This is a genomic window from Nonomuraea sp. N2-4H, from assembly GCF_045291505.1.
In the GTDB taxonomy this organism is placed as follows: domain Bacteria; phylum Actinomycetota; class Actinomycetes; order Streptosporangiales; family Streptosporangiaceae; genus Nonomuraea; species Nonomuraea fastidiosa.
Map to the genome: position 1 here is coordinate 7124471 of NZ_CP147987.1, position 26521 is coordinate 7150991.

A 26521-nucleotide genomic window follows, 5' to 3' on the forward strand; every position below is an offset into this window, starting at 1 on the left:
CAGGGCCAGCACCTCCGCCACCTCAGGGCCAGCACCTCCGCCACCTCAGACCCGGCGCCCCCGCAGCCTCAGGGCCCAGCCCCTGTGACGGCTCCGGCTTCACCCGAGGCCGCTCGGGATGCGGGCAGAAGTCGGTGGGCTTCGGCCGCGGGAATGTCCGGCTTCGGCCGGGAATTGCTCAGGCTTTAACCCGAAACGCCGACAAAAGTCGGGAAATCTCAGGATCGAGGTCGCAGATCTTTCTCTGATACGGCAGCCGTAGATTGTTGTGATCATGGTGTTGTCTCGGCGTAGGTATGCCATCGCTGGTGGCAGAGGCGCGCTCGATATTGGTGCCGTCGCCGCCAGATGGACCAGGTCAGACGGTGCTCGGGGTCCCGTCGTGGGTCGGGGATGACGACGCCGCGCAGTTGGCGGAGCAGTTCGGGGATGGCGATGGCGACCAGGCCGAGATGCTCGGCGAGGGGACCGTCAAGTTGACGCTGGTAGGCGGTGGCCACGGCGATGAAGGCGTAGGCGAGCAAGGCCATGGTGCTCCAGCGGTGCCAAGAGCGCCAGCGGATGACCTGTCCGGCGTCCAGGCCGCAGGTCTGCTTGGCAAGTTGATGATCTTCTTCGATGCGCCATCTGGACGTGGCGACGTGAATCAGGCGGGCCAGCGGCACCGGGTGCGGGCTCCAGCAGCGGTAGAACGACATCTGGCCGGTGTAGCGGTGGCGGCGGATCAGCAGGGCGGCGTGTCCGGGGTCGTGCTCGTCGGGGGTGTCGTCGGGTCGGATGGCCAGCATCGCCCAGTCGTAGTGGCGGGTGCCTTTGGTGCCGCTGCCGGTGCGCAGCCGCATCCATGCGCCGGCGGGGATGAGCGTGGCGGCGTCTTTGGCGGCGAGGGTGCGTCCAGCGTGGGTGATGATCGTGGTGCTGGAGCGGACCGCCAGCACGTAGCCCAGGAGCAGGGTGCGGATCAGGGTGCGTAGCTCACGGCCGCCGTATACCTCGTCCCCGGTGACGAAGGCGGCGCGTATGCCGGTCGCGTGCGCGCGTTGGAGCAGGTCGCCGGCGAGCTGGGGTTTGGTGGCGAACATGGTCTGTTCGGGGATGTGGGCCAGCTCGCGGTGTTCGTCGTCGGCTGCGCGGCTTGCGGGCAGGTAGAGGGCGCGGTCGAGGATGGTGTGCCCGCGTGGGGTGGCGTACGCCAGGTGGACTGCGACCTGGCATAACGCGACACCGCCGAGGGTGCCGCTGTATTGGCGGGCGGCTGCGGCGGCGTCGGTGGAGGACTTGGCGTCGGCGGTCTCGTCGATGATCAGTACGGCGTGGTCGGGGTCGCCGTCGTCCAGGTGCTCGATCGCCCATCGGGCGGCTTGGGCGGTGACCTGCTGCTCGTCCCAGGAGGCGCGGGCCAGGAAGTGCTGGAGTCGGTCTGGGGTGGGGTGTCCGGCCGCCTCGGCCAGGGTCCAGCAGTTCTTGTCCTCCAGTTCCATCAGCAGCCCCGCCAGCATCTGTGCGCAGGTGGCGCGGCTTTCACGGCGGGGGAAGCAGGGCGCTATCCGGGCCATGAGTTCCTGGTGTAGAGCGGCGTGCTCGGTATGCGCTACGGTGACGGCACGAGCCGCCGCGGCCTGGTCTTGTGTCACAACTCGACATGATCGCGGCGGCTCTTCGCGTCACGCCACACGACCAGCGGCAACACCGTGAAGATCACGATCTACGGCTGCCGTATCTGAGCTTTTCGTTACCTGGACTCACCGGCCGATTCACACACGGAGGTGATCCGGATGCTCAAGAACCATCTGCGGCGAGACCTTCAGTGGCTCAAGCGACAGGCACGTAAGGACCGGCGGATCACCGTCGCGATACTCGGCGGCCTGCTCGCGGCCTGGACGCACCAGCTCTCCGGCGGGCCGGGAGCGTCGCCGTCGCCGCTGCTGCTCGCGCTGTCGGCCGCGCTCGTCGTGGGGTCGGGGGGTGCGTGGCTCGTCTCGGCGTACTTCGTCACGAGGAGCCTGCGGGCGCGCCGGGAGCCGGCCGGGGAGCTGCGCTGGGTCGCGCGCATCAGGCTGGGCAAGGAGTGGGCGTTCGCCTCGCTCAGCGCGTACGTGGCCTGGCACCTGCTCCACTTCGTCACCGAGCTGGTGATGGGGTGAGTCAGGCGGACAGAGGAGCGAGCTCCAGGCGATCGCCCCTGATCGCCGAGCCGGTGTGGACGTACTGGACGATCTCCGCCGCCGGCAGCTCGACGAGGCCGAAGTCGGCGTCCGCGTGGGCGTCGCACCAGGCGACGATCTCCTCGGCGTTCGTCAGGGGCGCGGCGAAGTGGACCAGGCTGACGTACCAGCGGTCGCGGACCCGGCCGTACTCCAGGTCGCGTACGCCCCTCGACTGCGGGTTCCCGGCGAAGCGCTTGCGCAGCGTCTCCAGCGTCTCGTCCACCGGGTGCGCGCCCACCAGGACGCCGCCCCGGTGCGGCGCGACGCCCGCGAGGTAGACCCAGGCGGACGGCAGCCCGTCTGCGGCCTCGGCCAGCGCCTCGCCGTACGCGCGGCGCAGCGGGTCGTCCTGCGGGATCACGCTGCGGTACGGCTCCAGCGTCCTGAGCGTGACGTGCAGGGCCGGGCCGCCGTGCACCCAGTGACCGGGGGCGTGCACGGTGGCCGCCAGCTCCGTCAGCCGCTGGACGACCTCGCCGGCGGGCCGCAGCACGGCCGCCGCGCCCCAGCGCGGGTGGCCTTCCGTCATGGGCACGTCATGAGTGGCCTCACCGGCCAGCAGAGCGGTCCTCCCCCGCTCCCGGAACTCCGCGAAATCGGACATCCGAGCAGTATGCCAGTGCACATGCGCGCCTGAAGGGTGATCGGCCCGGGTGGGATAGAGGAGGGCGTCACCGGGTAGCGGCAGGTCGCGGTGAGGGGAGTGTGAGCGATGACGGGGGATCTGGTCGTTCCTGGCGCCGCCCTTGGCCTGGTGGTCTTCGTGCACGGCAGCGGTAGCAGCCGGCACAGCCCGCGCAACCGGTACGTGGCCGGGGCGCTCAACGAGGGCGGCCTCGGCACGCTGCTGTTCGACCTGCTGACTCCGGAGGAGGAGTTCGACCGGGCGAACGTGTTCGACATCGAGCTGCTGGCGGGGCGGCTGCTGGAGCGTACGGCGTGGGTGCGCGAGCAGCCGGAGACGGCGGGACTGCCGATCGGCTACTTCGGCGCGAGCACGGGAGCGGCGGCGGCGCTGTGGGCGGCGGCCGAGCCGGACAATGAGATCGCCGCGATCGTCTCGCGCGGCGGGCGGCCTGACCTGGCCGGCGACCGCCTCGCCGCGGTACGCGCCCCGACCCTGCTCATCGTGGGCGGCCGTGACCCGGTGGTAGTGGGGCTGAACGAGGAGGCGCAGCGGCGGCTGCGCGCGGACAGCAAGATCGTGGTGGTGCCGGGGGCCACCCACCTGTTCGAGGAGCCGGGCGCGCTGGATGCGGTGGCCGAGCATGCTCGCGAGTGGTTCGGCACGCACTTTCGCGCTTTCCGGCCCGCCAACAAATGAAAGATTTCCGGCCTTCAATAGCAAACACGCGCAGAAGCCGCGTTCGTTCGTTGAAGTAGATCGTTGTTTATGCGAACGTCAGGTGCGGATCACTTTCCGACGTGACGAACGGTTACAGACGTGCCGCTGCTGGAGATCAACGGTCTCATCTGGGAGGCCCACGGAGTCCGGCGACGCCTGTCACCCGATCCGCTGACGCTCGGCGAGAACAAAGTGGCGGTCGTGGTGGCCCGCGACTTCGCGGTAGGCGAGGCGTTCACCGACGTCCTGCTCGGGCTGGCCCAGCCGGTCGCCGGCCAGATCTTGCTCGACGGCAAGGACATCACCGGCATGCCTACGGCCGAGCGCGAGATCGGGCTGGTGCCCGCAGGCGGCGGTCTCTTACCGCATCTGACGGTCAGGCGCAACCTGGAGCTGGCCGCGCACGCAAGCAACGGCTTTGCGCCGGTGTCGCCCGGCTACATCGGCCACGTCACCAAGCGGCTGCACATCGAGGGCCGTATGGGCGACAAGCCGCACGAGCTCGGTCACGAAGAGCGGCTGACGGTCGCGCTCGCGCGGGTTCTGTGCCGGCCGGTGACGACGAAAGCGGTGGTGGTCGAGGACCGTAAGGGATGGGAGTCCTGCGACGGCGCGGTGAAGCGGGCGATGGACGAAGACCACAAACTGACCGTGCTCATCGTCACCGACGACAACACCACAGTGGCCAACTACGCCTCGTCCTCGGACTTGTTGGAGATCACCGATGTCGATAAGTCGTAGGGCGTTCCTGCTGGCCGTGCCGGCCGTGGCCGCCGCGGGCTGCGCCGGTCAGCCGCCGCTGCGGGTCGCGGTGGTGTGGAGCGGTGAGGAGTTACAGCGCTTCCTGCGCGTGGTGGACGCCTACGTCGCGCACTCCCGCCGGCCCGTGAGCGTCTACTCGGCGGGCGACAACATCAGCGCGCTGCTGCGCGGCCCCGCCGAGAACGTCATCCCCGACGTGGCCGTCATCCCCCGGCTCGGCCTGCTCTTCGACCCCGTCGTACGTAAGCGCATCCAGCCCAGGGAGAGCGGGCACGTCCAGCCGGAATTCTGGCGGCGGCTGGTGACCCCCGAGGAGGGCGGGCCCGAGCTGGGCGCCTGGTTCAAGCTCGCCTACAAGTCGCTCGTGTGGCACCGCAAAGGCGAGCGGCACGCCCCCGCGAGCCTGACCGCCTGGCAGCCTCGGCCCGGATCGGTGGCCATCGGCGCGGCCGACGGGTGGGTGCTCAGCGACTGGTTCGAGAACGTCCTGCTCTCCATGGCCCCCGAGGCGTACGACGGCCTCTTCGCCTCGGCGACACGCGGCGACCCCGAGTGGTGGGCGAGGGGCGAGGTGTCCGAGGCGCTCGAAAGGCTGGCCTCGCTCTGGCGCGACGCGTTCACCCCGGAGCAGGGCAGGCGCGCGCTGACCCTGCAGTTCCACGACTCGATACTCGATGTCTTCCGCTACCGCACGGCCGACGTCGTGGCCGCGCCCGACTTCGCGCTGCCCGTCATCCAGCGCTACGCCGGCGCCGACGTGGCCGGCCATTTCCGCTTCCCCGGCGACGCGGGCGGGCCGCCGCCCCTGGTGGTCGGCGGCGACGTCGCGGTGGCGATGAAGCGCGGCGGTAGCGACGCGCTCGACTTCGTGGAGTGGCTGACCAGGCCGCGCGGTAACACGAACGACGCGCTGACCGAATGGGTGGACGAGGGCGGCTTCCTGACCCCGTACCGCGACCCGACACAACCGCTGCTGCGCGAGCCCGCGCTGGCGCTGCGGCGCAGCGAAGGTCTGCGCTACGACCTGTCCGACCGGCTGATCGGCCGCCTGGAGGGCGGCGACGGGCGCGGGTTGTGGCGGGTGCTCACCGAGCTGTTCAGCGACGTCGCCGCGAGCACCGTCACACCGCGAAGCGCGGCTCTGGCCGCCCGCGAGAAGATCGTGACGAGCCTCGCGAAGGGCGCCGCCCGATGAGCCCGCGTTTCCCACGTGCCCATGTGATGAGTGAACGCAACACCTTTCCGTCCGGGGTGAGCGCGCGATGAGTGGTAGCGACCGAGGCAACTACGGACCGAACACCTTCCTGTTCGAGGTGGCCCCGCACCCCGACGCCGGGGTACCGGTGAAGCCACAAGGCATCAGCCGCTGGCGTGCGGCGTTCTACCTGCTGCTTGCGGTGCTGCTGTCGGCGGGCGTGACCCTGGTCCCGCTCCTCGCGACCGTGATCATCAGCTTCTCAGAGCCCGGCGCGTGGCAGGAGGTGCTGACCGACGCGGGCGCCTGGCAGGCGATCGGCAACATGCTGATCTGGTGGCTGCTCGTCGTGGTGGTGTGCGCGGTGGGGCTCGGCCTGGCCTGGCTGGTCAGGAACGCGGGCCCCGCGCTCGGCCTGGTCATGCGGATCATCCTGGTGCTGCCCGCCGTCGTCTCGCCCCTCACCACGGGAGCCGTTTTCCGCCTGCTGTTCGACACCAGCCACGAGCGCGGCATGGCCTCCGCTCTGCTCGGCCGCGACACCCCCTTCCTCGGGCCCGGCTGGATCTGGCTGGTGCTCGGCTCGGCCTTCGTCTGGCAGTACGCCGGGATCGCCTTCCTCGTCTTCCACGAGGCCCTGGCCAGGCTGCCCGCTGACCTGCTGCGCACGACCAGGGCGTTCGGCGTGGACCGGCGGGGACGGCTGTGGAGCGTGATACTGCCCGCGCTGGCGCGCCCGGCGGCGCTCGCGTACCTGTTCGCGCTGGTCTTCGCGGCTCGCGTGTTCGATCTGGTGCTCATGGGCGTACCAGGGTCGATGCAGGCGCTCGTCGAAGGCGGCGGGCTCTACTGGTGGCGGCACAACGACGACCTGGGCTATGCCGGGGCCGCCGCGTTGGCGGTGTTGATGTCCCTGCTGGTCGCCGCGCTCGCCGCGCCCGCCCTGCTCGGCCTGCACGGGCGGGTGACCTGGGCCGGCTCCGCCCCGTCCACCCGGCCGCGCACCGACCGCGCCCGGTGGCTGTGGCCGCTCGGCGGGGCGGTGTCGGTGCTGTGGCTGCTGCCGTTCGCGGCGCTGCTCATCACCTCGTTGCGCGACCCGGTCGCGGCCGCGCAGACCGGGTGGTGGAACGGCGAGCCGTGGACCTTCGGCTCGTACACGGAGGCGCTGACCGACAGTGCTTTCATCAGCGCGCTCGCCACCACGTTCCTGCGGGCCGTCACAGTGGTCGCCGTGGTGCTGCTCGCGGCGGTGCCGGCGGCGTACGTGCTGGCGCACGAGCACCTGCTGCCCCGCCGCACCTGGCAGATGGTGCTGCTGGTCGCGGTGGCGCTGGCGGCGCTGCCGCCGCAGGCGTTCGCCGTGCCGCTTCAGCAGGTGCTGAGCCCGATCGGCACGGCCCCGGCGCTGATCATCGTGCACGCCGCGCTGGTGCTGCCGCTGGCGGTGCTGGTGCTGCACAACGCGTTCGTCCGGGTGTCCGCGCCCATGCTGGTGCGCGGTCGTCGCGAGCTGTTCCACTACGTCCGGGAGGCCCGCCCCGCCGTGGTGCTGGCCGGGGCCGTGGTGTTCGTCCTGGTCTGGAACGACGCGGTCGTCGGACTGTTGCTCAACTGGCCGTCGGGGGACCACCTGCCGCTGATCCTGCTGGAGCAGGCCCGCCACTTCATGAGCGCGGCAAGCCCGCTGGCGGCCCAGGCGGTGCTGGCCATGGTGGTGCCGGTGCTGGTCGTGGCGTTGACCGCGCGCCTGCTGTACCAGGGCCTGACGGGAGGGGTGCGGCGATGACGGAGCTCTCGCGCAGGGGCCGCATTCGCAACTGGATCGATGAGGTCCGCGTGCAGACCACCGCGCACAGGGCCGAGCTGGGCGTCGGCGGGGCGCTGACGGTGAGCGGCACGATTCTGATCCTCCAGGAGGAGTTGCTCAGACAGCTCCTCGGCGGGCTGCCGATCTGGGTGCTGATAGCGCTGATCGTCGTGTCCGTGGTCGTGCCGCCGGTCGCCATCGGGGCGATCAAGCATGTGATGCGCCGTACCCGCGCCAAGGCGGCACAGCACCAGATTTCGGCGCGGCACCTGGACCCAGCAGAGAAGCTGGTGGGCAGGGACGCGGAGATCGCGCGGATCAAAAGGAGACTGAAGAGGAGAAGTGTCCTCGCCATACGTGGCCCCGTTGGGAGGGGCACGTCCGTCATCGCCCGCAAGGTCGCCTCGGACCTGGTGGGAGAGAACACCGATCAGTTGCTCTACGTCGACGTGCGCGGTGCCAGCAAGGACCACCCCGAGAGTGCGTTGAGCGTGGCCAAGCGGGTGCTGCGCACGCTGGGCCTCCAGATCAGCGAGATCCGACGGGCCGAGGACGCCGGCGACAAAGTGGGCGCAGCACTCAAAGAGCAGCATTACGTGCTGCTGCTGGACAACGTCAGCTCATGGAGCCAGGTCGACTGGCTGCCGGACGGGGTGCAGGAGGCGCACGTCATCATCGCGGGCACGCTCACGGGCATTCCGTCCGACGGCAGCGTCGCGCACATCGAGCTCGCATCGCTGGACGAGCAGGCCCGGCAGGACCTGCTGGCCCAGCACATCGGTGATGAACGGGCCAGCAGCGAGCCGGAGGCGCTGAAACAGCTCGCCGACGCTTGCATGGGCAACCCGCGCGAGCTGGTCAGGGTCGGCGCCTGGCTGGCCCGCAACCCCCGTATATCCCTACAGACCATGGTGAATGACTTGCAGGGGACGGACACAGCGAAGACTCTGCAATTCGTGCTCGAACGCAGCTTCGCCCAGCTCAAGCCGACCGCCAGAAAGTTGTTCACCTTGCTGGCCGAGCTCCCGATCGCCGAGCTGGACTCAAAGGCCGCCGCCGCACTGCTCGGCATGCCGTCCGCCGACGACGCGATATACGAACTGATCGACATGGGCCTTGTCGAGCGGGTGCGGAACCAGCGCATACGCGTGCCGAAGACGTTTCGCGACAGCGGCGTGACGGAGGCTGCGGGGCGCTCGCGGAGGCAAGTGGCGGCATGGCGTCGACTGGTGGAGCACTTCGCAGCACAGGCCGCCGAACACGCCCGGCGGTTGTCCGGTGCCGAAGAAGAAGGGAAGGCGGCCGAAGACTGGTTCGCGATGGAGGACCAGGTGCTGCAGCAGGTGCTGGAATCAGCACCGGACCCCAGAACCGGTCGCGCACTGGCTGCGATCGGGGACGCGCTGGACACCTGGTACCGGTTCGAAGGACGCGACGAGGACCGGTTGAACACGGCGGCCCTCCTGGCCAAGGCCGCTGAGGCACTCAAGGACGAGCAGTTGCAGGCGACGGCAGAGCTCCGCCAGTGCTCTCTCTTACTCGCCGTCAGCGAAGTCCGCGAGGCGCATCAGCACTTCAACAAGGCGGCGCAACTATACGGCGGGGTCGAACAGGGGCCCGCCGAACAGCACCTGGCATACGCGACACTGCTGCTGGCGGCAGGCGACGACTACAAGACCGTCGAGCAAAAGCTCGTCCAATACGGCCAGGCTCTGGGCCGCAACGACGTCCTGGGGCAGGCCGTCCAGCTGACCAACGTGGCGGCGCTGCTCATGCGGAAGGGCCAGGCGCTGTTCATGCCGGGCGATGAGAAGGCAGGAGACGAAGCCGCGCATGCCGACGGTGACGTCCCGGAGCCGGTCGATCGCGAGACCGGACAGGCCAGCCGCGAGGAGGCCGCCGCCGAGGCGCGGCGCCTGTACACCAACGCCAGGATCGTGCTGTACCAAGCGCTCGACCTGGCGGAGCAGGCGCGCGACAAGGCGACGCAGGCGCACGCCCACGAACTGCTCGGGCTGGCCCACCACTTCCTCGGCCAGCGTCACGACGCCGACCAGCACCTGGTGCAGGCCGAGACGCTCTACGGGAAGCCCGAGGCTAGGAAGCCCGACAAGACCGCACCCACCCCCGAGGAGCAGGACCATAAGGTGGACAGGACCGGGCTCGGGCGCTGCAAGGTGCACCGGGCCGGGTTCCTGCTTGAGGACCCGAAGCACCAACCGGCCGAGGTGGCGGCGCTGCTCGTCGAGGCGCTGAAGGACCTGCCGCCGACCGGGGTGAGCAGGGCGCTGGCGCACCTGCACCTGAGCAGGTTGCAGCCGGAGCAGGCCGGCGAACACCGCGAGAAGGGGGCGCAGGCCCTGGCGCCCTGGCAGGGGACCGCGGAGCCCCAGCAGGTCAAGGTGCTGCGCGAGCTGCTCGAAGCCAGGGAGGCCGCGGCAAGCCCGTGACCGGCCGCCTGCCGGCTCGCCCCGGGCCTCCGATCGCACCGAACCCCGGCTGATCGCCTCCGCTTGCCGATCAAGCCGGTTCCCTGGTGATCACCTCACGCTCCGATTGACCAAGCCTCTGCCTATCCGCCCCGAGCCGGTCATCAGACCGTGCCGTCCTCCCCCGTACCCGCACCTGCCACTGAAACTGTACCGGCTGACCGGTATAGTTTCGGGCATGCCACGACCGAGCGCGAAGGACCGTCTCCTCGACGCCGCCGCCGACGTGCTGCTGTCGCAGGGGGCAGAGTCGCTCACCCTCGAAGCCGTCGCCAAGCGGGCCGGGGTCTCCAAGGGCGGGCTGTTCTACCACTTCCCCACGAAGCAGGCCCTGGTCGCCGCCATGGTCGAGCGGCTCACCAAGTCTTTCGACGACACACTCGCACGGGCGGGCGACCGGCCCGGCGACTTTCTGCGCGCCTACGTCGAGGCGACCATCCCCGAGCGGCACACCACCGCCACGGCCCCTGCCGACCGCGTCACCGCCGCGCTGCTCGCCGTCGTGCTGGTCGACCCGGCGCAGCTTCAGCCGTTGCGCGAGCGGTTCGCCGCCTGGCAGGCCAGGCTCGCCGATGACGGTATCGACCCGGCGGTGGCGACGGCCGTACGGCTGGCTGCGGACGGCTGGCGGGCGGCCAGACTGCTCGGGCTCGGCTCACCCGGACCCGACCTGCACGAGAAGACCCGTCGCCACCTGTTGGAGGCCATCGACCGTGCTGCGCGCGACTAAGGGATTAATGCTCGTCACGGATGTCGGTTCGTCGTCTATTTCGCCGTCGCCGGTCTCGGGCTGATCCCGCTGGAGTGGGCGTTCGCCGACTACACGAACCCGCTGATGGTGGACTGGAACTGGTCCTTCCTCTGGATCGACCTGCCGGCCAGCGCCACCGGGCTGGCCGGCCTGCGTCTCATGCGCCTCGGCCGGGCGAGCGGTCCGCCGCTGATGCTGGTCTCGCTGGCGCTGACCATGGCCTCGGGGCTCATGGCCATCGCGTTCTGGACGTTGCGGGGCGACTTCTCGCTCGCCTGGTGGATACCGAACCTCTACCTCATGCTCTTCCCCATGCCCGCCATCGTGTGCCTGACGCGGGGCATGAGCGTCAGACCGGCACCGTAGCCAGCGTCCTGCCGTCGAAGGTCTGGATGGTGAAGTGGTTGATGTCGTCCTGCGGCAGGCTGGTGGCGCCGTGCAGGAGCAGCGGGTCGGGCGCGCCGGGCACGCCGTACCCCTTATCCGGAACGCCCCAGCTCGCCACCACCTCTGAGCGGCCGTCGTCGCCCACCGCCATGAGCCGGCACTGCAGCGGTCCTTTGACGCCCTTCAGCTCCAGCGCGACGTGGGTGCCCCAGCCCTTGTCCTCCAGGCCGACGACCCCGGAGACGCCGGTGGCCGGGTCGGTGACGGAGTACGTCTTGCCGGTCATGAGCAGCGCGCGGGCCGGGCTGTGGATGCTGTCGGGATCGGGGCCGCTGCCCACCGTGGCGTTGAAGCCGAGATAGACGCCGGCCGCGACGAGCACGCAGGCGGCGGCGGTCATGAACGTGCGGTGCAGGCTCCGGCGGCGTCGCTCGGCGGCGGCGCGGCGGACGAGGAGCGATTCGACCTGCGGGTCCGGCGGTTGCGGCAGCAGGTCGTCCGGATGTACCCCCTTGATGAGCTCCCCCATGGCGGCGAACGAGTCCACCTCGGCAGAACAGATCCGGCAGCCGAGCAGATGGCGTTCGAAGGCGTCCCGCTCTTCCCCTTCGAGCAGGCCCAGCGCGTACGCGGCCACATCCTCGTGATGTACCTCAGTCATGGCGCCACCCCCCTGACATCGTGACGCACCTTGGTCACGGCAGCGTCACCCCCCTTTCCTCCAGCGCGACCCGTAAGGCGCGCATGGCGTAGTACACGCGGGACTTCACCGTGCCGACGGGCACGCCGATCGTCTCCGCCGCCTCCTGGAGCGAGCGGTCCAGGAGGAACGTCTCGGTGAGGACCTGCCGGTGCGCCGGGGAGAGCGACATCATCGCGTCGGTGATCACGATCTCTCTCAGCAGCTGCTCGTCCTCGGCGGCCACGGGCTGGGCGCGATCGGAGATGTCCTCGACGGTGTCGAGGGGGCGGGCGTTGTTGCGGCGCCGGTCGTCGATGACGACGCGCCGTGCGACGGTCGCGAGCCAGGGCATCAGCGAACCGGATTCCGTACGCAGATCGTGGAGGTTGCGCCAGGCCCGTACGAGCGTCTCCTGGACGACGTCCTCGGCCCAGCGGCGATCGCCGCCCGTCAGCCTGATGGCGAACGCCATGAGGGAGGCGCCGTATTCGCGGTAGAGGGCTCGGACCATGGCCTCGTCCGTTACGCGGTGATTCACCACGGGCGGGCTCCTAGCGCTGCGGATATCACGAAATACCGCACTCGGTACGCTGATATTGGGAAATATCACTCTAGCGACGGAGTGGCGCCCGGGTCAGGTAAATTGCAAACCTCGCTGCTTAACTAGATTAATCCGCTAAATCGCGCTTCAGTCCCCTGCGGAGGGGATTACGATCATTCGGTTGACGAGCCGCGAGCCGGATCCGCGAGCCGGATCCGCGAGCCGCGAGCCGCGAGCCGCGAGCTGCGAGCCGCGAGCCGCGAGCCGGCGGCCGTCACCGCCGCCGACGTCGAGGTCGATGTCATGGTCGAGTCGACGTCGAGTCGAGGTCGAGTCGAGGTCTAGGTGACGGCGAGTCGAGGTCGAGGTCGAGGTGACGGCGGAGCCCGAGACCCCCATCTGATCACTGCTGCGGGCGGGACCCTTTCCGATCAACCGCCGGCCCTGCTACGTGGGCAGCGGCGAGCTCGACCCCGACGCCGCCGTCGCCGACAGCCCGCTCGTGCCGGAGGCCGCGATCAGCGTGGGCGAGCCCGAGCGTACGCAGCCGTGGCGGCCCCTGCCGGCGACGGGCGCGATCCACGTCTTCGCCGGCCCCGACGCGGAACGGAAGGTCTTGCCGACCCCGGGCAGCCACCTGGTCGGCCGCGAGCACAGCGACATCAACCTGCCGTGCGACGCCAAGGTGTCCAAGCGGCACGCCCGCATCGACGTGTCGTGGACCGGCGAGGCCACCGTCGTCGATCTCGGCTCGCGCAACGGCACGCGGGCAGGCGACGCAGGCGCACCCGGCCCGGTCGTGCCGCGCCCCAACGGGGAGGCGTACCCGGCCCCATCGCGCTGCGCCCCGACGAGGTGACGTACGCAGCCCGGCCACGTCGCACCCCAACAGGGAGGCGTACCCGGCCCCATCGCGTCGCGACCCGACGGGGTGGTCCAGGTGGGTGACGACCGGCTGCGCTGGGTGCCGCTGCCGCCCGCCCGGCTGCGCACCACCCGGGCCAGGGACGGCCGCATCGACTTCGACCGGGCCGTCTCCCCGGCCCCGCCGTGCCGGCCGCGCGCATCACGATGCCGAGCAACAAGGTGCCGGAGGGCAATATCGCGGTGCCGCTGCATTCCTCGCTGCTGCCACTGCTGCCGCTGCCGCTGCCACTGCCACTGCCGTTTTCCGGCGCGATGGCCATCCTGTTGCAGAGCCCGTATTTTCGGCTCTTCGGAATTCTGCCGCCGATCACGTTCTTCGCCACCCAGCGGGTGGAGGGCAGCAGCGCAGAAAGAAAGAGCGCGAGTTCGACCAGCGTAAACGCCACACGATGGAACTGATCAGGCGGCACGTCGTACGCAAGCAGTGGCTGCGCCATGAGGTCGCCTCCGACGAGGTGGAGCTGACGTTCGCCGCCACCCACGAGGGCCCTGGGCTGTGGCCGCGCAACGCCGGCTCCCCGACGGGCTGACGCTGCGCGTGGGGGTGGCCGAGGAGCCCGCCACGATCGCGTTCGAGGCCGGACTTCGTCCCGCCGGTGCTGCGCGGCGTGCCGGTGACGGCGGACCTGCGGGAGATCGGCGTGCTCGGCGTGATCGGCCCGCCCGAGCCGGTGGACGCGCTGCTGCGCCGGCTGCCGTACCTGAACGTGGACGGTCCCGTGTCCTGCCTGGCGGGCATCACCCCGCAGACCAGGACGGAACGTGTCGAAGAGCTGAGGGACCTGGTCACCGAGCGGCTCAAGGCGAGGGGGCGCCGCTTCGCCGAGGAGGTCGTGGTGATCCTCGACGGCGCGCGGGCGTTGCGCCGAGTGAGCCCCGTCCGGCTCGCCGCGTTCCCGCACCCGTCACGCGCTATTTCCCGACACAATCAGGAAACGCAGATTTTTGCGCGACATTCTGTCACGTCGGGGGATTTTCTGTTATCAAGGGGGAAGCGAAGGGAATCATACCGTCGCCCCCGCTGTTTCCCCGATCCGCCCGGTAAGGAGTGCCATGAACAACGCCCCTGCCCCACAGATTCAGCAGGACCGGAAATCCGCCGGCACGATCACCGTCCGCCGCCTGACCAGTGCCGAGACCCGGCAGGTCATGTACCCCAGCCACGGCAACTCCAACTGATCACCCAGGCCGCAGAATTTGCGGCCTGGAACTTTTTCGGGGTGACCATTGGTGATCGGGCAACTGACGCTTTTCTTTCGCCGCCCTCCCCTTGTCCGAAACCGAAATTCGGCGCGGTTCCAACGCTCGCTCCGCCGCTCAATGAAGCGTCGAGTTCGGGGTGCGTGGCGATGGCCGTCTTGAAGAACTCGATCATGCCCTCCAAGCCCCGCATGACCTGACGGGCGCCATTGTTCGGTCGTAATCCTGCTGGAATTCCCCTGAGGCGCGATCGGTGACGAAGTCGCTGCTCACGAGCTGGTCGATCATGGCCTTGAGGTGGGTCAGCCGGGTCTGGATGTCCTCCTTCTCCTTGTTGAGGCGGTTCGCGCCGCTCTCCACCTGCGGGAAGCTGAGGTGACGGGTGCCTGCCGCCATGGCGAGTTCACTCTCCTTCGGGTTCCGACCGGGTGCGGCCGCGATCCTGGCGTCCACCAGCCCGGGCCAGGTCGCCGGTACGCCCGGCGCGCCCGGCGTCGAACGCGTGCCAGGAGTTCGGGCACGCGGACGGTGAACCCGTACGGCAGGTCAGCCATGGGCCCGCTCCGAGAGCGCGCCCCGCCAGCGAGCCGTCCAGCACGCCGATCGTCAGCCCGGCCCGTACGGGTGCCTGCGCCACAGCGGTGGCGGGGGCGGCGATGGCGGCTCATGCCCGTCCTGCTCGTACGGCGCCGTCCGCCGCTCGGCCTCCATCAGCAGCTCGTGCACCGACCCACCGCGACCAGGGCCGGTGCGCCCGAGCAGGATGCGCACCAGGTCCACCGCCGTCGGACGGGCGCCGAGGTCGGGGCGGCGGCACGCGTCGATCACCGCGCGCAGCTGGGGCAGCAGCCGGTCGAGGTCGGCGCCCGCGTCCGGCATCATCCCCGTCGCCGCGAACACCACCACGTCCGCCCAGTCGCCCACGTCATGCGCGGGGAACAGACAGTCCCGAGGTCCCGGCGCGAAGAGCGCCTGACCTTGCGGCGAGATGAGCACGTTCGCCGGGCTGAGCCGCAGCCCCGCGATGCCGCCGAGGTGCAGCCTGGCCAGCGTGGCGGCGGTGCCGAGGGCGAACAGGTGCAGCCGTTCGCCGGTGAGCGGGCCGGTCGTCCTGACGACGGCGGCCAGCGGCTCGCCCGTCCCCAGGTAATCGCGCGGCCGCAGAGCCAGGCCGCCGCTCCATGCCTGAAAGTCCATCGCCGTCCCCGTAGTGGCCGATCAGCGCGGGCGGCACCGCCGGTGGTCCGGCCCCGGTGCCGCAGGTCCGACAGGGGGTACGCCGGGGTCGCGGGCCGCGTTCAACCCATACCGATCGGGTCTTGACCTTGACGCGACGTCAACGTGTCCCATGAGCGGTGAAGCCGCCGGGAGGAAGGAACGCGCATGGTCAGAGCCGCGCTGCGCATCGTCGGATTCGAGCTCAAGGGCCTCGCCGCCATCGCGGCGTGGATCGTGCGGCGGCGGCACGGGGTGCCGGACGGAGCGACGACGCTCGCGTACGGCAAGGAGCAGTCGTTCATGATGGGCCTGATGGCGTTCGCCATGGCGGTCGAGACCGTGGTCGTGGACCTGCTGCTCGCCGCCCTCGACGTGCCCGGCTGGCTGCGTTACGGGGTGCTGATCGCCGACCTGTACGGCCTGCTGTACGTCCTCATGGTGGTCGCCGCCTGCGCGACCAGGCCGCACGTCGTCACCGCGGACGAGCTGCGTATCCGGTACGGCGTCTACCTCGACCTGCGGGTGCCCCGCGAGCTGGTGACGGCGGTGCGGACCGGGCGGACATACCACCAGGGCGGCATGATCACCGTCGATGAGGGCCGGTTGACCGTGGCGGTCTCCTCGCAGACGAACGTGACGGTCGAGCTGGCCGAGCCGGTCACCGTGGTACGCCCGCTTGGCCGCCGCGCCGAGGTCACCTCGGTCAGGTTCTTCGCCCAGCATCCCGAAGCCGCGGCGGCCGCGCTCAGGGAGGGCGTCACCACCGGCTGAGCACTACTCCCCACCGGCTGCGCTACTCCCCACCGGCTGAGCGCTACTCCCCGCGGAGGGCGTGAGCGCACCGCTTGCCCTCGCGCGTCACTCCCCGCGGCGAGCGCGAGCGCGCCGCTTGCCCTCGTGCATCGCCTGGACCCGCGCCACCGGGATCGTGTGTCCCTCCTCGACGAGGTCGGCGGGCAGCGGCTGCGGCGGCGGCATGTGCTCGGCCCATGGGTCGGCCCCGCCCAGCCGTTCGATCGCGCTGTGGACGGTGAAGTCACCGGGACGTACGCCGTCGAGGTCGTCCCACGCCACCGGGTACGAGACGGGCACGCCGGGGCGGATGCGCGGGCTGTAGGCGGCGGCCACCGTGGCGCCGCCCGCCCGCGTGGAGTCGATGAACACCTTGCCCGCGCGGTCCTCCCTGATGAACGCGGTGGTGGCGAGCGCCGGGTCCAGCCGCTCGGCGCGGGCGGCCAGCGCGCGGGTGGCGGCGGCCAGGTCGTCCATCGCGGTGCCCGGCGCGACGGGCACGAAGACGTGCACGCCCTTGGCCCCGCTCGTCTTCACCGCCCCGGCCAGCCCGGAGTCGGCCAGCGCCTGCCTGACCAGGTGCGCGCCCCGCACCGCCAGGGCGAAGGAGTCCTCGGGCGGGTCGAGGTCGAGCACCATGTGCGTGGGATGATCGCCGGCGTACAGAGCCGGGTGGTATTCGACGGCCCGCTGGTTGGCGAACCACAGCAGCGTCCTGCGGTCGTCGCACAGCGCGTACGTGACCTGCCGCTGCGAGGAGTCCGCCCACACCCGCACCGAGCGCACCCAGTCCGGGGCGTACTTGGGCAGGTTCTTCTGCATGAACGGCTGCTGCCCCGGGCGTACCCGCATGACGGAGAGCGGGCGGCCGCGCAGCACCGGGATGATGCGGCCGGAGACGGCGTCGAGGTAGTCGACCAGGTCGCGCTTGGTTGCGCCCGCGCCGTCGAAGAGCGGCTGGTCGAGGTTCGTCAGGGAGACGCCGTCGCGCGTCTCGTCAGCGGCCACCCGTCCCACGATGCCGATACTCGAACGTGTGGTCAACGACCCGGCCTGTTAGAGTGAACGTTTGACGCGGGGTGCCCGAAATGCCGGGCTGAGATCACACCCGTCGAACCTGATCTAGTTCGCACTAGCGAAGGGACGTCATGGCCGCTGACGCCGTACCCAAAGTTCTGACCATCGCGGGCACCGATCCGAGCGGCGGCGCCGGTATCCAAGCCGACCTCAAGGCCTTCTCCGCGCTCGGCGCGTACGGCATGACGGTCATCACCGCGCTGGTGGCGCAGACGACCACGGGCGTGACCGGCATCCACGAGGTGCCCGCCGAGTTCGTGACCCAGCAGCTCGACACGCTGCTCACCGACGTGCCCGCCGACGCCGTGAAGATCGGCATGCTGGGCGACGCCGACCTGATCAAGGCGGTGGCGGCGGCGCTCGACACCTACCGCCCCAAGTACGTCGTGCTCGACCCCGTCATGGTCGCCAAGAGCGGCGACCGGCTGCTGCCCGCCGACGCGGTGAGCGAGCTGCGCCGCACGCTGCTGCCGCGCGCCGACCTCATCACCCCCAACCTGCCCGAGGCGGCCGACCTGCTGGAGGAGCCGCAGGCGAGCGGCCTGGCCGAGATGCACGAGCAGGCGGCCAGGCTGCGCGCGCTCGGCGCCCGCCAGGTGCTGCTCAAGGGCGGCCACCTCGACGGCGACACCTGCGTCGACGTGCTGGCCACCCCCGAGGGCACGATCGAGCTGTCCGCCCCGCGCGTGCACACCAAGAACACCCACGGCACGGGCTGCACGCTCTCCTCGGCGATCGCCGCGCTGCGGCCCCGGCACGACGACTGGCCGAGCGCGGTGCGAGCGGCGAAGGACTACCTCACGGAGGCGCTGCGCGCCGCCGACTCGCTGGGCGTCGGCCACGGCCACGGCCCCGTGCACCACTTCCACAACATCTGGTAACGGCCCCCGCCGGGCAGACCCCTCCGAAAGAGACGCGATGTTCTGCGATGACATCTGGCAGCGCACGTCCGACCTGATGCGCGCCATCCACGAGCACCCCTTCGTCACGGCACTCGGCGACGGCTCACTCGACCGCGACACCTTCGTCTTCTACATGGTGCAGGACGCCCGCTACCTGGAGGCGTTCGCGAAGGCGCTGGCCGCCGCCTCCGTGCGCGCCGGCGACTCCGCCGATGCGGCCTTCTGGGCGCAGAGCGCGCACACCGCGCTGGTCGCCGAGCGCGAGCTGCACTCCGGCTACATCGACGAGCTGGGCGATGCCGCCAAGGGCATCGCGACGTCGCCGACGTGCCTGGCGTACTCGTCGTTCCTGCAGGCCACGGCGCTGTCGGAGCCGTATCCGGTGATCGCGGCGGCGGTGCTGCCGTGCTTCTGGATCTACCAGGACGTCGGTACGGCGCTGCTCGCCAAGGCCGGCGACGACCCCGCGCACCCGTACGCGAAGTGGATCTCCACCTACTCCGACCCGGAGTTCGCCGCCTCCGTCGAGCGGGCCAAGGCGATCACCGACCGGCTGGCCGCCGCCGCGTCCCCGGACACCCGCGAGGCGATGGCGCAGGCGTACGGGCGGGCGGCGGCCTACGAGTGGATGTTCTGGGACAGCGCGTGGCGGCGCGAGGGCTGGCCCACCGCCGAGTGGCTGGCACCCTGACACCTAGCCTGATTTCGCCATCAGCTCCTTCTCCTCGCGGGTGGCGATGAGCCCCGACGGCGCGACGATCTTCGACTCCTCGAACGGCGCCTCCGTGGTGGGCAGCGGCTCGGGCGAGCGGATCGCGGTGATCCAGATGCGCGCGGCGTCCAGGATGACCACGATGATCAGCACGGCGAAGAGCGCGGCCAGCACGCCGTCCACGGTCGAGTTGACGACGATCTGCCGCATCGCGTCCATCGACTTGGCGGGCGCGAGGAGCTGGCCCTGGTCGAGGGCCTGCTGGTAGCGGTCGCGCTGGGCGAAGAAACCGAGCGTGGGGTCGGACGAGAACACCTTCTGCCAGCTCGCGGTGAGCGTGACGGCCGCGTCCCAGGCCAGCGGGACGGCCGTCACCCAGGCCCACTTGAGCCGCCCGCTCTTGATCAGCAGCGTGGTGGCGACGGTGAGCGCGACGGCGGCGAGGAGCTGGTTGGCGATGCCGAACAGCGGGAAGAGCTGGTTGATGCCGCCGAGCGGGTCGTTGACGCCCTGGTAAAGGAAGTAGCCCCAGGCCGCGACGACGACGGCGCTGGTCGCGACCAGGCCGGGCCACCAGCTCACCCGGGAGATCGGCTGCCACAGGTTGCCGAGCGTGTCCTGGAGCATGAACCGCCCGACACGCGTGCCGGCGTCCACGGTGGTGAGGATGAACAGCGCCTCGAACATGATCGCGAAGTGGTACCAGAACGCCTGGAACCCCTCGCCGCCGAGGAAGCCGGAGAAGATCTGCGAGATGCCCACGGCCAGGGTGGGCGCGCCGCCCGTCCTGGCGATCAGCGTCTCCTCCTGCACGGCCTCCGCCGCCGCCTGCAGCTGCTCGGGCGTGATGACGAAGCCCATGGTCGAGACGGCCTCTGCGGCGCTCTGCACGGTGGCGCCGACGACGCCGGCCGGTGAGTTCATCGCGAAGTAGAGCCCGGGGCTGAGCACGCAGGCCGCCGTGATCGCCATGACCGCCACGAACGACTCCATGAGCATGGAGCCGTAGCCGATCATCCTGACCTGCGTCTCCTTCTGGATCATCTTGGGCGTGGTGCCGGACGAGATCAGCGCGTGGAAGCCGGACAGCGCGCCGCAGGCGATGATGATGAACACGAACGGGAACAGCGACCCGGCGAAGACCGGGCCCTCGCCGTTGAAGGCGAAGTCGGTGAACGCGGTCGTCCGCAGCGGCGGCATGGTGACCGCGATGCCCACCGCGATCAGCACGATGGTGCCGATCTTCATGAACGTCGACAGGTAGTCGCGCGGCGCGAGCAGCATCCAGACGGGCAGCACGGCCGCGATGAACCCGTACGCGATGAGCCACAGCGCCAGCGCCGACGGGCTCAGCGTGAAGTACGGCGCCCAGCTCGACTCCTGCACCCAGCCGCCGGCCACGATGGCGAGGATCAGCAGCGCGACCCCGATGGCGGTGGTCTCGACGACCCGGCCCGGCCGGACCACCCGCAGGTAGAAGCCCATGAACAGGGCGATCGGGATGGTCATCGCGATGGAGAAGACGCCCCACGGCGACTGCGCGAGCGCGTTCACCACGACCAGCGCCAGCACCGCGAGCAAGATGATCATGATGGCGAAGACCGCGATGAGCGCCGCCGCCCCGCCGATCGGGCCGATCTCCTCGCGGGCCATCTGCCCGAGGCTCCTGCCGTTGCGCCGCATGGAGAAGAAGAGCACCACCATGTCCTGCACGGCCCCGGCGAAGATCACGCCGGCGATGATCCAGATCGTGCCGGGCAGGTAGCCCATCTGCGCGGCCAGCACCGGCCCGACCAGCGGCCCGGCCCCGGCGATCGCGGCGAAGTGGTGGCCGAACAGGATGCGCCGGTCGGTCGGGTGGTAGTCGATGCCGTTGTCCAGCCGCTCCGCCGGTGTGGCCCTGCGGTCGTCGGCACGCAGCACCTTGCGGACGATGAAGCGGGCGTAGAAGCGGTAGGCGATCGCGTACGAGCCGAGCGCGGCGCACAGGAGCCAGACCGCGTTGACGTTCTCACCCCTCGACAGGGCGAGCACCGCCCATCCTACGGCACCGACGATGGCCACCGCCGTCCAGATGATGATGGAACGCAGCTTCACCGGTTACCTCCCATGTGTCTCTGGCGAGGGGACTGGTCGTGAACCGGGCGCCCCAGACAGCAGCGCAGGCCGGCGTCAGGAAGCAGATCGGTGGTGAAGCGCCGCCACCGCCACAGCGGGCGGACGTCGATGGTGACGGGCAGCTCGGCGAGATGCACCCAGGCGGTGGGGTGGGCGTACACCAGGTCGGTGGGGCCGAGCCGGCGGGCGCGGCGCGGCAGCCGCGAACGGCGCAGCGGCCTGACCGAGAACTCGCCCGCGTCGGCGCAGCACAGGCCGGTGACGTGCCAGTCGAAGAAGACCACTTCGTTGCCGCGCAGGGCGTCTCGGGCGGCGGGGGTGAGCGTGACACGGGACATCCGTGGCTCCTGGAAGGAGGCAGCTCAAAATTAACGTCGGGCTTACCCGGATGCTTCAGCGGCGAAACCCGTTCGTGCATGCACAAAACGAGGGCGGGTCGGCCCGCCGGCCGCTGTTCCGGAAATCTCGCCCCATTTACACCATAGACAACAAACCTTCACATTGTTACGTTGCCTACCGACGCGATGACAACGCTGTCATTCCTGGTCTCCCCCGACGAGGAGCAGTGAACGCCGATGGTGTCCCGACGTGAATTCCTCCTGGCGAACGGCACGGTGCTCGCGGCCGGCGCGCTGGGACTCAGCTTTCCCGCCGCCCCCGCCTCCGCATCCGCGCCCGCTACGGCCCCACTCCTGCCCGGCTTCGGCCGCCCGACCCGTCTCGACTACGCCGACATCGCCACCCTGCACGGCAACGACCAGCTGCTTCTGACCACGCTCCAGGGCGTCGTCAACCGCCGCCGCCCGCGCCTGTACTTCAACTACAACAAGGAGGGCTTCGACGAGCGCTGGCTGTCCAGCACCGGCGCCGCCGTCACCCGCCACGAACGGCCCCTCGACCTCGTCGCCCGCTACCGCGGCGAGGTGCGCGGCGCCATCCTGATCGACCCCGACGTCCCCGACTCGGTGAACGTCGCCACCACCCTGGCCGGCCTGGAGAACGCCGTCGCCGCCACCGCCGAACAGGCCGAGGAGTACCGGCTGAAGGTCATCACCGACCTGCGCGGCCGCTTCGACCCCGACGACGTGCTCGCCACCTACCGCTGGCAGCTCGACGAGCTCTTCCCCGCTGCACCAAGGCCCTGCTCAGCGGCCTGCCCCCGACCAGGACCGTCTCCGTCGAGGGCGTCCAGTGGCGGGAGATCGCCAGGGAGACCGAGCGCATCAGGGACACCTCCAACCGGGCGGTGCGCACGTTCGACCTCAGCCAGGAGCTGTCCGGCGAGGAGGGCGTCTTCCTGCGCTTCCAGGACTCGCTCGGCGACGACGGCTGGGGCGCGTCCGTCGGCTCCGTGGTCGTGAAGGCGGACGGCGTCCAGATCGCCTCCTTCACCCCCGGCACCGACGCCGAGGCGCCCTTCCTCTTCGACGGCGTCAACTCGGCCATCGGCGGCGAGTCCAACCGCTTCGCCGACGGCGGCGGCTACTTCATCTACCGCTTCACCCCACCCGCCGGCACCCGCGAGCTGCTCGTCGACGTGGACCTGTGGAACCAGTACCTGGTCACCGCCACCACCACCGCCCCCACCCGCGTCGAGCCGTTCCCCTACTTCCGCGACTACACCGTGGCCAGCCGCGCCATGGTCTTCTGGCTGCCGCCGCAGGCGAGACCGGCAAGCTGCTCGACGAGATCTTCAGCAAGGTCAAGCCGACGACGCCGTACGCGGGATGGTTCTCCAACGACGTGGCCGGCGAGTGGGGCGGCGTCGACCGCGCCTCGCAGCACGCGGTGGAGGTCGTGCCCGCCGACTACTACATGAACGGCACCGTGCACGCCGGCGTGCCCGCCAAGGTCTCCGACCGCGTACGCCCGCGCCCCCGCGCCACCCTCCGCAACCGCGTCTACCTCACGCTCACCGTCGGCGAGGGCGACAACATCCAGTACTGCCAGCGCCGCATGCGGCAGATCTGGGACGACCCGGCGCGCGGCCGCGTCCCCACCAACTGGACGGTCAGCCCGCTGCTCGCCGACATCGGGCCCGCGCTGCTGTCCTACTACCAGCGCACCGCCACCGACAACGACCTGCTCATCGCCGGCCCGTCCGGCGCCGGATACACCTACCCGGGCTCCTGGCCGGAGGACGCCCTGGACGCGTACACCAAGCTCACCGGCCGCTACATGCGCCGCACCGGCATGGACCTGGTCTACGCCTACAACCACCGCAACGCCGAGGACAATGGCTGGGTCGCCTACGACGAGCGGATCGCCTCCTCGTACCGGAGACACACCCCGGTGCGCGGCATCATCCAGTCGTGGGAGACCGGCGACCTCCAGGCCCATGTGGGCGGGCTGCCGCTCATCGGCAACCTCTACCCGCAGGGCAAGGCGCAGGAGTACCGCGACGGGCTGCTCAGGCACATCGAGGGGTGGGACGGCTCGACGCCGCTGTTCATCGCCGGCGCCGTGAACGCGTGGAACTGGACGCCGTCCGACATCGCCGAGCTGGGCGAGCTGCTGGACGAGCCGTTCGAGATCGTCCGGGGTGACGTGTTCTTCCACCTGCTCAACGAGCACCTGACGAAGGAGCAGTGAGGATCCGCCCCCGCCTTGGCCGCCCCGGCACTCGGGGCGGCCTTTTCGTCAACCGGCGGTTGACCAGGAAGAGGCGTCAACCTATGGTTGACGCATGAGCACGAGCCCCGTCCGCCTGGACGACCTCATCACCACGATCAAGAATCGTCACCCCGACGGCGACCCTCTGGGCCAGCTCTCCGACGCCGTCGCGCTCGCCGAGCACATCGGCGAGGTCGCAGACCACCTCATAGGCCACTTCGTCGACCAGGCCCGACGCTCCGGGGCGTCGTGGACGGAGATCGGGCGCAGCATGGGCGTCACCAAACAGGCCGCGCAGAAGCGGTTCGTCCCCAAGGAAGGCAGCAGCCCCAGGTCGATGGCCCAGGACCTGCGGACGTTCGCCCGCTACACCGACCGCGCCCGCGTCGTCGTGGTCAAGTCGCAGGAAGAGGCCCGTGCCACGGGGCACGCGCAGATCGAACCCGGCCACCTGGTGCTGGGCCTCCTGCACCAGCCCGACACCCTGGCCCCGACCACGATGGCCGCGCTCGGCGCGCCCGTGGAGACGGTCAGGAACGCGATGACGGCGGCACTCGGCACCGGCCCCGGCAGCGGCGAGCCGGTCCTGCCGTTCGCGGCGCAGAGCACGAAGGCCCTCGACCTGGCCGCCCGCGAGTCGCTGCGCCTCGGCCACGACTGGATCGGCACCGAGCACCTCCTGCTCGGCATCCTGTCCCTGGACGACGCTCCGGTGGTGGGCGTGCTCTCCGGCCTCGGCGTCACCAAGGACCCGGCCGAGCAGCACATCCTGCGGACGATCGACGCGATCCGCAGCCAGTCCTGACCGATTCGATCAGCAGGGCGAGCAGCCGCCTCTGGCGTCGCGTACCGGGTGGCCGCTGCGCTGCATGAGGCCGAAGGCCGCCGCGAGGCCGGCGGCCAGCGCCTCGGCGTCCCGCGAGCCGTCCACGTCCACGACGGGCAGGCCGGTCTCGCGGGCCTGGCGGCGAACCTCGGCGTCCCACAGCTCGTCCCGCGCCACCCGCACGGCCAGCGCCGCAGCCGGGTCCACGTCCCCCCAGGTGGCGCGGGCCCGGCCAGGGTCGGCGTAGCGGGCCTCGAGCACCCTGCGCCGGAACCCGGGCGCCGGCAGCAGGAACACCGCCTGCTCCGGCCGCACCAGCAGCGGCGCCAGCTCGCGGGGCAGCGGGCGGAAGTCGTCCACCAGCACCGGCCGGTCGGCCGGCAGCGCCAGCAGGTCCTCGACCACGAACCCGAACGTCTCGCCGTGCAGGCTCGGCATCGCGCGGAACACCTCTTCCGGCGCGCGGCCGGCGTACCGCTCCTCGACGGGTGTCCGCAGCAGGGCGCACATGTACGGGTGCCGCTCGGGCGTGCAGCGTGCCGCGTACCCGGCCTCGGCGCGGTCGCCGTCGTAGACGGTCAGCCCGTGGCGCTCGGCCAGGATCCGGGCGACCGTGCTCTTCCCGGCCCCGGTCCCGCCCGCGATCCACCGGACGTGCGCCAGCTCGGCAACTCCCACGACGCCCCCTCACGACCGCCCCCTTTATGACGCTGCCCGCCCCACCCTCTCACGATCTCCCTTGGACGTCGCGGGTCAAGATCGGGCGTAGCATGGGCGGCACCGAACAACGGTTCGCATATCCGAGGAAGGCAGCGAGACCAGACCGATGGCCCAGGACCTGGGGACGTTCGCCCGTTACACCAAAGGCGCCCGCATCGTCGTCGTCAAGTCGCAGGAGGAGGCTCGTGCCACGGGGCACGGCCAGATCGAGCCCGGCCACCTGGTGCTGGGCCTGCTGCACCAGCCCGACCTGCTCGGCGCCACCACCATGGCCGCGCTCGGCGCGCCGGCCGAGACGGTCAGGCGCGTCATCACGGCGGCGCTCGGCACGGGTCCGGGCAGCAGCGAGCAATTCCTTGCGTACGCGCCTCAGACCGCGAAGGCCCTCGACCTGGCCGCCCAGACGGCGCAGCGCCTCGGCCACGACTGGATCGGCGCCGAGCACCTCCTGCTCGGCGTCCTGTCCCTGGACGACGTCGTCACGGTGGGCGTGCTCTCCGGCCTCGGCGTCACGAGGGCGGCGGCCGAACAGTACATTGTGAGCAGGATCGACGCGATCCGCAACGGCGGCTGACCCCGCCCTGGCCCATGACGGAGGGGCCCGTGTTGTTCAGCAGGGCGATCGTCGAGGCGAGCAGCCGCGTCTATGCGGGTCTGCGCAGCGGTGACCTCGACTACGAGACGCTGCTCGACCTCGCGATCGTCCTGGACGACCACGGCGTGAGCACCCCCGCGGTCCGGGAGCTCCTGACGTCCGACCCCGCCGACCTGACCCGGGTGGCGGAGGCGGTCCTGCGCGAGACGTCGTTCGAGCCGACGTTCGAGCTCGAACCCGGCTGGTGGCGGGCTCTGGAAGACGCGCTCGCCATCGTGGAACGCGACGCCCGCGCCACCGGCGTCACCGGCCCGCTGCGGCTCGCCGTCCCCGAGTGGGACGAGAGCGGGCAGGCGTGGGTGGAGTTCCGCGGCGCCTTCCAGGGCAACGGCATGCCTCCCTCGACCGGCCGCGACCCCGGCCGTGCGCTCGCCGCCGTCGCCGATGCCGCCCAGGAGGTCATCGTGGAGATGATCTGGCGGGCCTGGCCGGTCTGCACCGAGCACGACCGCGGGCTGCGAGCCGCGATCCTGGGCGAGACACCGGTCTGGCTCTGCTCGGCCGCCGGCACGCACCGGGTCGCCGCGATCGGCGAACTCCCCGCGGCCACCTGAACGCCTGCGAGCCCGATACCTCTCGCCCAGCCTCGGGG

30 protein-coding genes and 1 riboswitch are annotated in these 26521 nt (G+C 70.6%); of the genes, 20 read left to right on the plus strand and 10 right to left on the minus strand.

Annotation, left to right across the window (positions count from 1 at the left end; translation table 11 throughout):
* Window positions 1-272 precede the first annotated feature (272 nt).
* Complete coding sequence (locus WBK31_RS32685; RefSeq protein ID WP_364070937.1) at window positions 273-1556, minus strand: IS701 family transposase; 1284 nt, start codon at window positions 1554-1556, stop codon at window positions 273-275.
* Between the two features lie 219 nt (window positions 1557-1775).
* Here WBK31_RS32685 and WBK31_RS32690 point away from each other — a divergent pair, with 219 nt between their 5' ends.
* Entirely contained in the window at window positions 1776-2144 is a 369-nt protein-coding gene (locus tag WBK31_RS32690; protein WP_406673643.1) for a hypothetical protein, read from the plus strand.
* Between the two features lies 1 nt (window position 2145).
* Here WBK31_RS32690 and WBK31_RS32695 read toward each other — a convergent pair whose 3' ends face one another.
* A complete protein-coding gene (locus WBK31_RS32695; protein ID WP_406673644.1) occupies window positions 2146-2811 on the minus strand; it encodes a hypothetical protein in 666 nt (221 codons plus the stop codon).
* Between the two features lie 108 nt (window positions 2812-2919).
* Here WBK31_RS32695 and WBK31_RS32700 point away from each other — a divergent pair, with 108 nt between their 5' ends.
* From WBK31_RS32700 to WBK31_RS32730, 7 genes are all read left to right on the plus strand, one after another.
* Entirely contained in the window at window positions 2920-3531 is a 612-nt protein-coding gene (locus WBK31_RS32700) for a dienelactone hydrolase family protein (protein ID WP_364062925.1), read from the plus strand.
* A gap of 120 nt (window positions 3532-3651) precedes the next feature.
* Complete coding sequence (locus WBK31_RS32705) at window positions 3652-4293, plus strand: ATP-binding cassette domain-containing protein (RefSeq protein ID WP_364062922.1); 642 nt, start codon at window positions 3652-3654, stop codon at window positions 4291-4293.
* The gene (locus tag WBK31_RS32710) at window positions 4277-5509 is read left to right on the plus strand and encodes a hypothetical protein (protein WP_364062919.1); all 1233 of its coding nucleotides are present in this window, start codon (window positions 4277-4279) and stop codon (window positions 5507-5509) included. The genes WBK31_RS32705 and WBK31_RS32710 overlap by 17 nt, the downstream gene beginning before the upstream one ends.
* Before the next feature lie 67 nt (window positions 5510-5576).
* Window positions 5577-7298, plus strand: a complete 1722-nt coding sequence (locus tag WBK31_RS32715; RefSeq protein WP_406673645.1) for an ABC transporter permease subunit — start codon at window positions 5577-5579, stop codon at window positions 7296-7298.
* Complete coding sequence (locus tag WBK31_RS32720) at window positions 7295-9769, plus strand: NB-ARC domain-containing protein (RefSeq protein ID WP_406673646.1); 2475 nt, start codon at window positions 7295-7297, stop codon at window positions 9767-9769. The genes WBK31_RS32715 and WBK31_RS32720 overlap by 4 nt, the downstream gene beginning before the upstream one ends.
* A 217-nt stretch (window positions 9770-9986) precedes the next feature.
* Window positions 9987-10538, plus strand: coding sequence for a TetR/AcrR family transcriptional regulator (locus WBK31_RS32725; protein ID WP_406673647.1), 552 nt, complete (start codon window positions 9987-9989; stop codon window positions 10536-10538).
* A gap of 3 nt (window positions 10539-10541) precedes the next feature.
* Window positions 10542-10925 (plus strand): DUF5360 family protein, encoded by a 384-nt coding sequence (locus WBK31_RS32730; RefSeq protein ID WP_364063262.1) that lies wholly within the window; start codon window positions 10542-10544, stop codon window positions 10923-10925.
* Here WBK31_RS32730 and WBK31_RS32735 read toward each other — a convergent pair.
* Both WBK31_RS32735 and WBK31_RS32740 read right to left on the minus strand, forming a co-directional pair.
* Entirely contained in the window at window positions 10909-11607 is a 699-nt protein-coding gene (locus WBK31_RS32735) for a zf-HC2 domain-containing protein (RefSeq protein ID WP_364062907.1), read from the minus strand. The genes WBK31_RS32730 and WBK31_RS32735 overlap by 17 nt on opposite strands.
* 34 nt (window positions 11608-11641) lie before the next feature.
* Entirely contained in the window at window positions 11642-12139 is a 498-nt protein-coding gene (locus tag WBK31_RS32740; protein ID WP_406675548.1) for a sigma-70 family RNA polymerase sigma factor, read from the minus strand.
* 481 nt (window positions 12140-12620) lie between these two features.
* On the opposite strand from WBK31_RS32740, the gene WBK31_RS32745 reads away from it, so the two are divergent.
* The 4 genes from WBK31_RS32745 (at window position 12621) to WBK31_RS32760 (ending at window position 14496) form a co-directional block, all read left to right on the plus strand.
* Entirely contained in the window at window positions 12621-13028 is a 408-nt protein-coding gene (locus WBK31_RS32745; protein ID WP_406673648.1) for an FHA domain-containing protein, read from the plus strand.
* Between the two features lie 212 nt (window positions 13029-13240).
* Window positions 13241-13495 carry a hypothetical protein gene (locus tag WBK31_RS32750; RefSeq protein WP_406673649.1) on the plus strand — a complete coding sequence of 85 codons (255 nt, stop codon included), beginning with the start codon at window positions 13241-13243 and terminating at the stop codon, window positions 13493-13495.
* Window positions 13486-13626, plus strand: coding sequence for a hypothetical protein (locus WBK31_RS32755; RefSeq protein WP_406673650.1), 141 nt, complete (start codon window positions 13486-13488; stop codon window positions 13624-13626). Before WBK31_RS32750 ends, WBK31_RS32755 begins: the two co-directional genes overlap by 10 nt.
* A gap of 66 nt (window positions 13627-13692) precedes the next feature.
* Complete coding sequence (locus WBK31_RS32760; protein ID WP_406673651.1) at window positions 13693-14496, plus strand: hypothetical protein; 804 nt, start codon at window positions 13693-13695, stop codon at window positions 14494-14496.
* On the opposite strand, the gene WBK31_RS32765 is transcribed toward WBK31_RS32760, so the two are convergent.
* Both WBK31_RS32765 and WBK31_RS32770 read right to left on the minus strand, forming a co-directional pair.
* Window positions 14468-14749, minus strand: coding sequence for a hypothetical protein (locus WBK31_RS32765; RefSeq protein WP_378786047.1), 282 nt, complete (start codon window positions 14747-14749; stop codon window positions 14468-14470). The genes WBK31_RS32760 and WBK31_RS32765 overlap by 29 nt on opposite strands.
* A gap of 153 nt (window positions 14750-14902) precedes the next feature.
* Window positions 14903-15493, minus strand: a complete 591-nt coding sequence (locus WBK31_RS32770; protein ID WP_364062889.1) for a hypothetical protein — start codon at window positions 15491-15493, stop codon at window positions 14903-14905.
* A 186-nt stretch (window positions 15494-15679) separates the two neighbouring features.
* On the opposite strand from WBK31_RS32770, the gene WBK31_RS32775 reads away from it, so the two are divergent.
* The gene (locus WBK31_RS32775) at window positions 15680-16285 is read left to right on the plus strand and encodes a hypothetical protein (RefSeq protein ID WP_406673652.1); all 606 of its coding nucleotides are present in this window, start codon (window positions 15680-15682) and stop codon (window positions 16283-16285) included.
* Between the two features lie 87 nt (window positions 16286-16372).
* Here WBK31_RS32775 and WBK31_RS32780 read toward each other — a convergent pair whose 3' ends face one another.
* Entirely contained in the window at window positions 16373-17314 is a 942-nt protein-coding gene (locus WBK31_RS32780) for a DNA polymerase domain-containing protein (protein WP_378786046.1), read from the minus strand.
* A 57-nt stretch (window positions 17315-17371) separates the two neighbouring features.
* Window positions 17372-17467: riboswitch (TPP riboswitch) on the plus strand.
* Between WBK31_RS32780 and thiD the strand changes: the two genes are divergently transcribed.
* Both thiD and tenA read left to right on the plus strand, forming a co-directional pair.
* Complete coding sequence (gene thiD / locus WBK31_RS32785; RefSeq protein ID WP_364062881.1) at window positions 17455-18264, plus strand: bifunctional hydroxymethylpyrimidine kinase/phosphomethylpyrimidine kinase; 810 nt, start codon at window positions 17455-17457, stop codon at window positions 18262-18264. Its footprint overlaps the riboswitch before it by 13 nt.
* Window positions 18265-18301: 37 nt before the next feature.
* Entirely contained in the window at window positions 18302-18976 is a 675-nt protein-coding gene (gene tenA / locus WBK31_RS32790) for a thiaminase II (RefSeq protein ID WP_364062878.1), read from the plus strand.
* A gap of 3 nt (window positions 18977-18979) precedes the next feature.
* Here tenA and WBK31_RS32795 read toward each other — a convergent pair whose 3' ends face one another.
* Together WBK31_RS32795 and WBK31_RS32800 are read right to left on the minus strand one after the other, a co-directional pair.
* Window positions 18980-21094, minus strand: a complete 2115-nt coding sequence (locus tag WBK31_RS32795) for a carbon starvation CstA family protein (protein WP_364062875.1) — start codon at window positions 21092-21094, stop codon at window positions 18980-18982.
* On the minus strand, window positions 21091-21453 hold the full coding sequence (locus tag WBK31_RS32800) for a hypothetical protein (RefSeq protein WP_406673653.1): 363 nt from the start codon (window positions 21451-21453) through the stop codon (window positions 21091-21093). Before WBK31_RS32800 ends, WBK31_RS32795 begins: the two co-directional genes overlap by 4 nt.
* A 237-nt stretch (window positions 21454-21690) precedes the next feature.
* Here WBK31_RS32800 and WBK31_RS32805 point away from each other — a divergent pair, with 237 nt between their 5' ends.
* From WBK31_RS32805 to WBK31_RS32815, 3 genes are all read left to right on the plus strand, one after another.
* The gene (locus WBK31_RS32805; RefSeq protein WP_406673654.1) at window positions 21691-22476 is read left to right on the plus strand and encodes a GxGYxYP domain-containing protein; all 786 of its coding nucleotides are present in this window, start codon (window positions 21691-21693) and stop codon (window positions 22474-22476) included.
* A 184-nt stretch (window positions 22477-22660) separates the two neighbouring features.
* On the plus strand, window positions 22661-23707 hold the full coding sequence (locus WBK31_RS32810; protein ID WP_406673655.1) for a hypothetical protein: 1047 nt from the start codon (window positions 22661-22663) through the stop codon (window positions 23705-23707).
* 94 nt (window positions 23708-23801) lie between these two features.
* Entirely contained in the window at window positions 23802-24533 is a 732-nt protein-coding gene (locus tag WBK31_RS32815) for a Clp protease N-terminal domain-containing protein (protein ID WP_364062866.1), read from the plus strand.
* Between the two features lie 9 nt (window positions 24534-24542).
* Here WBK31_RS32815 and WBK31_RS32820 read toward each other — a convergent pair whose 3' ends face one another.
* Complete coding sequence (locus WBK31_RS32820; protein WP_378786044.1) at window positions 24543-25232, minus strand: hypothetical protein; 690 nt, start codon at window positions 25230-25232, stop codon at window positions 24543-24545.
* Between the two features lie 148 nt (window positions 25233-25380).
* On the opposite strand from WBK31_RS32820, the gene WBK31_RS32825 reads away from it, so the two are divergent.
* Together WBK31_RS32825 and WBK31_RS32830 are read left to right on the plus strand one after the other, a co-directional pair.
* Entirely contained in the window at window positions 25381-25848 is a 468-nt protein-coding gene (locus WBK31_RS32825; protein ID WP_364062860.1) for a Clp protease N-terminal domain-containing protein, read from the plus strand.
* 29 nt (window positions 25849-25877) lie between these two features.
* Complete coding sequence (locus WBK31_RS32830; protein WP_364062857.1) at window positions 25878-26483, plus strand: hypothetical protein; 606 nt, start codon at window positions 25878-25880, stop codon at window positions 26481-26483.
* Window positions 26484-26521: the final 38 nt, after the last annotated feature.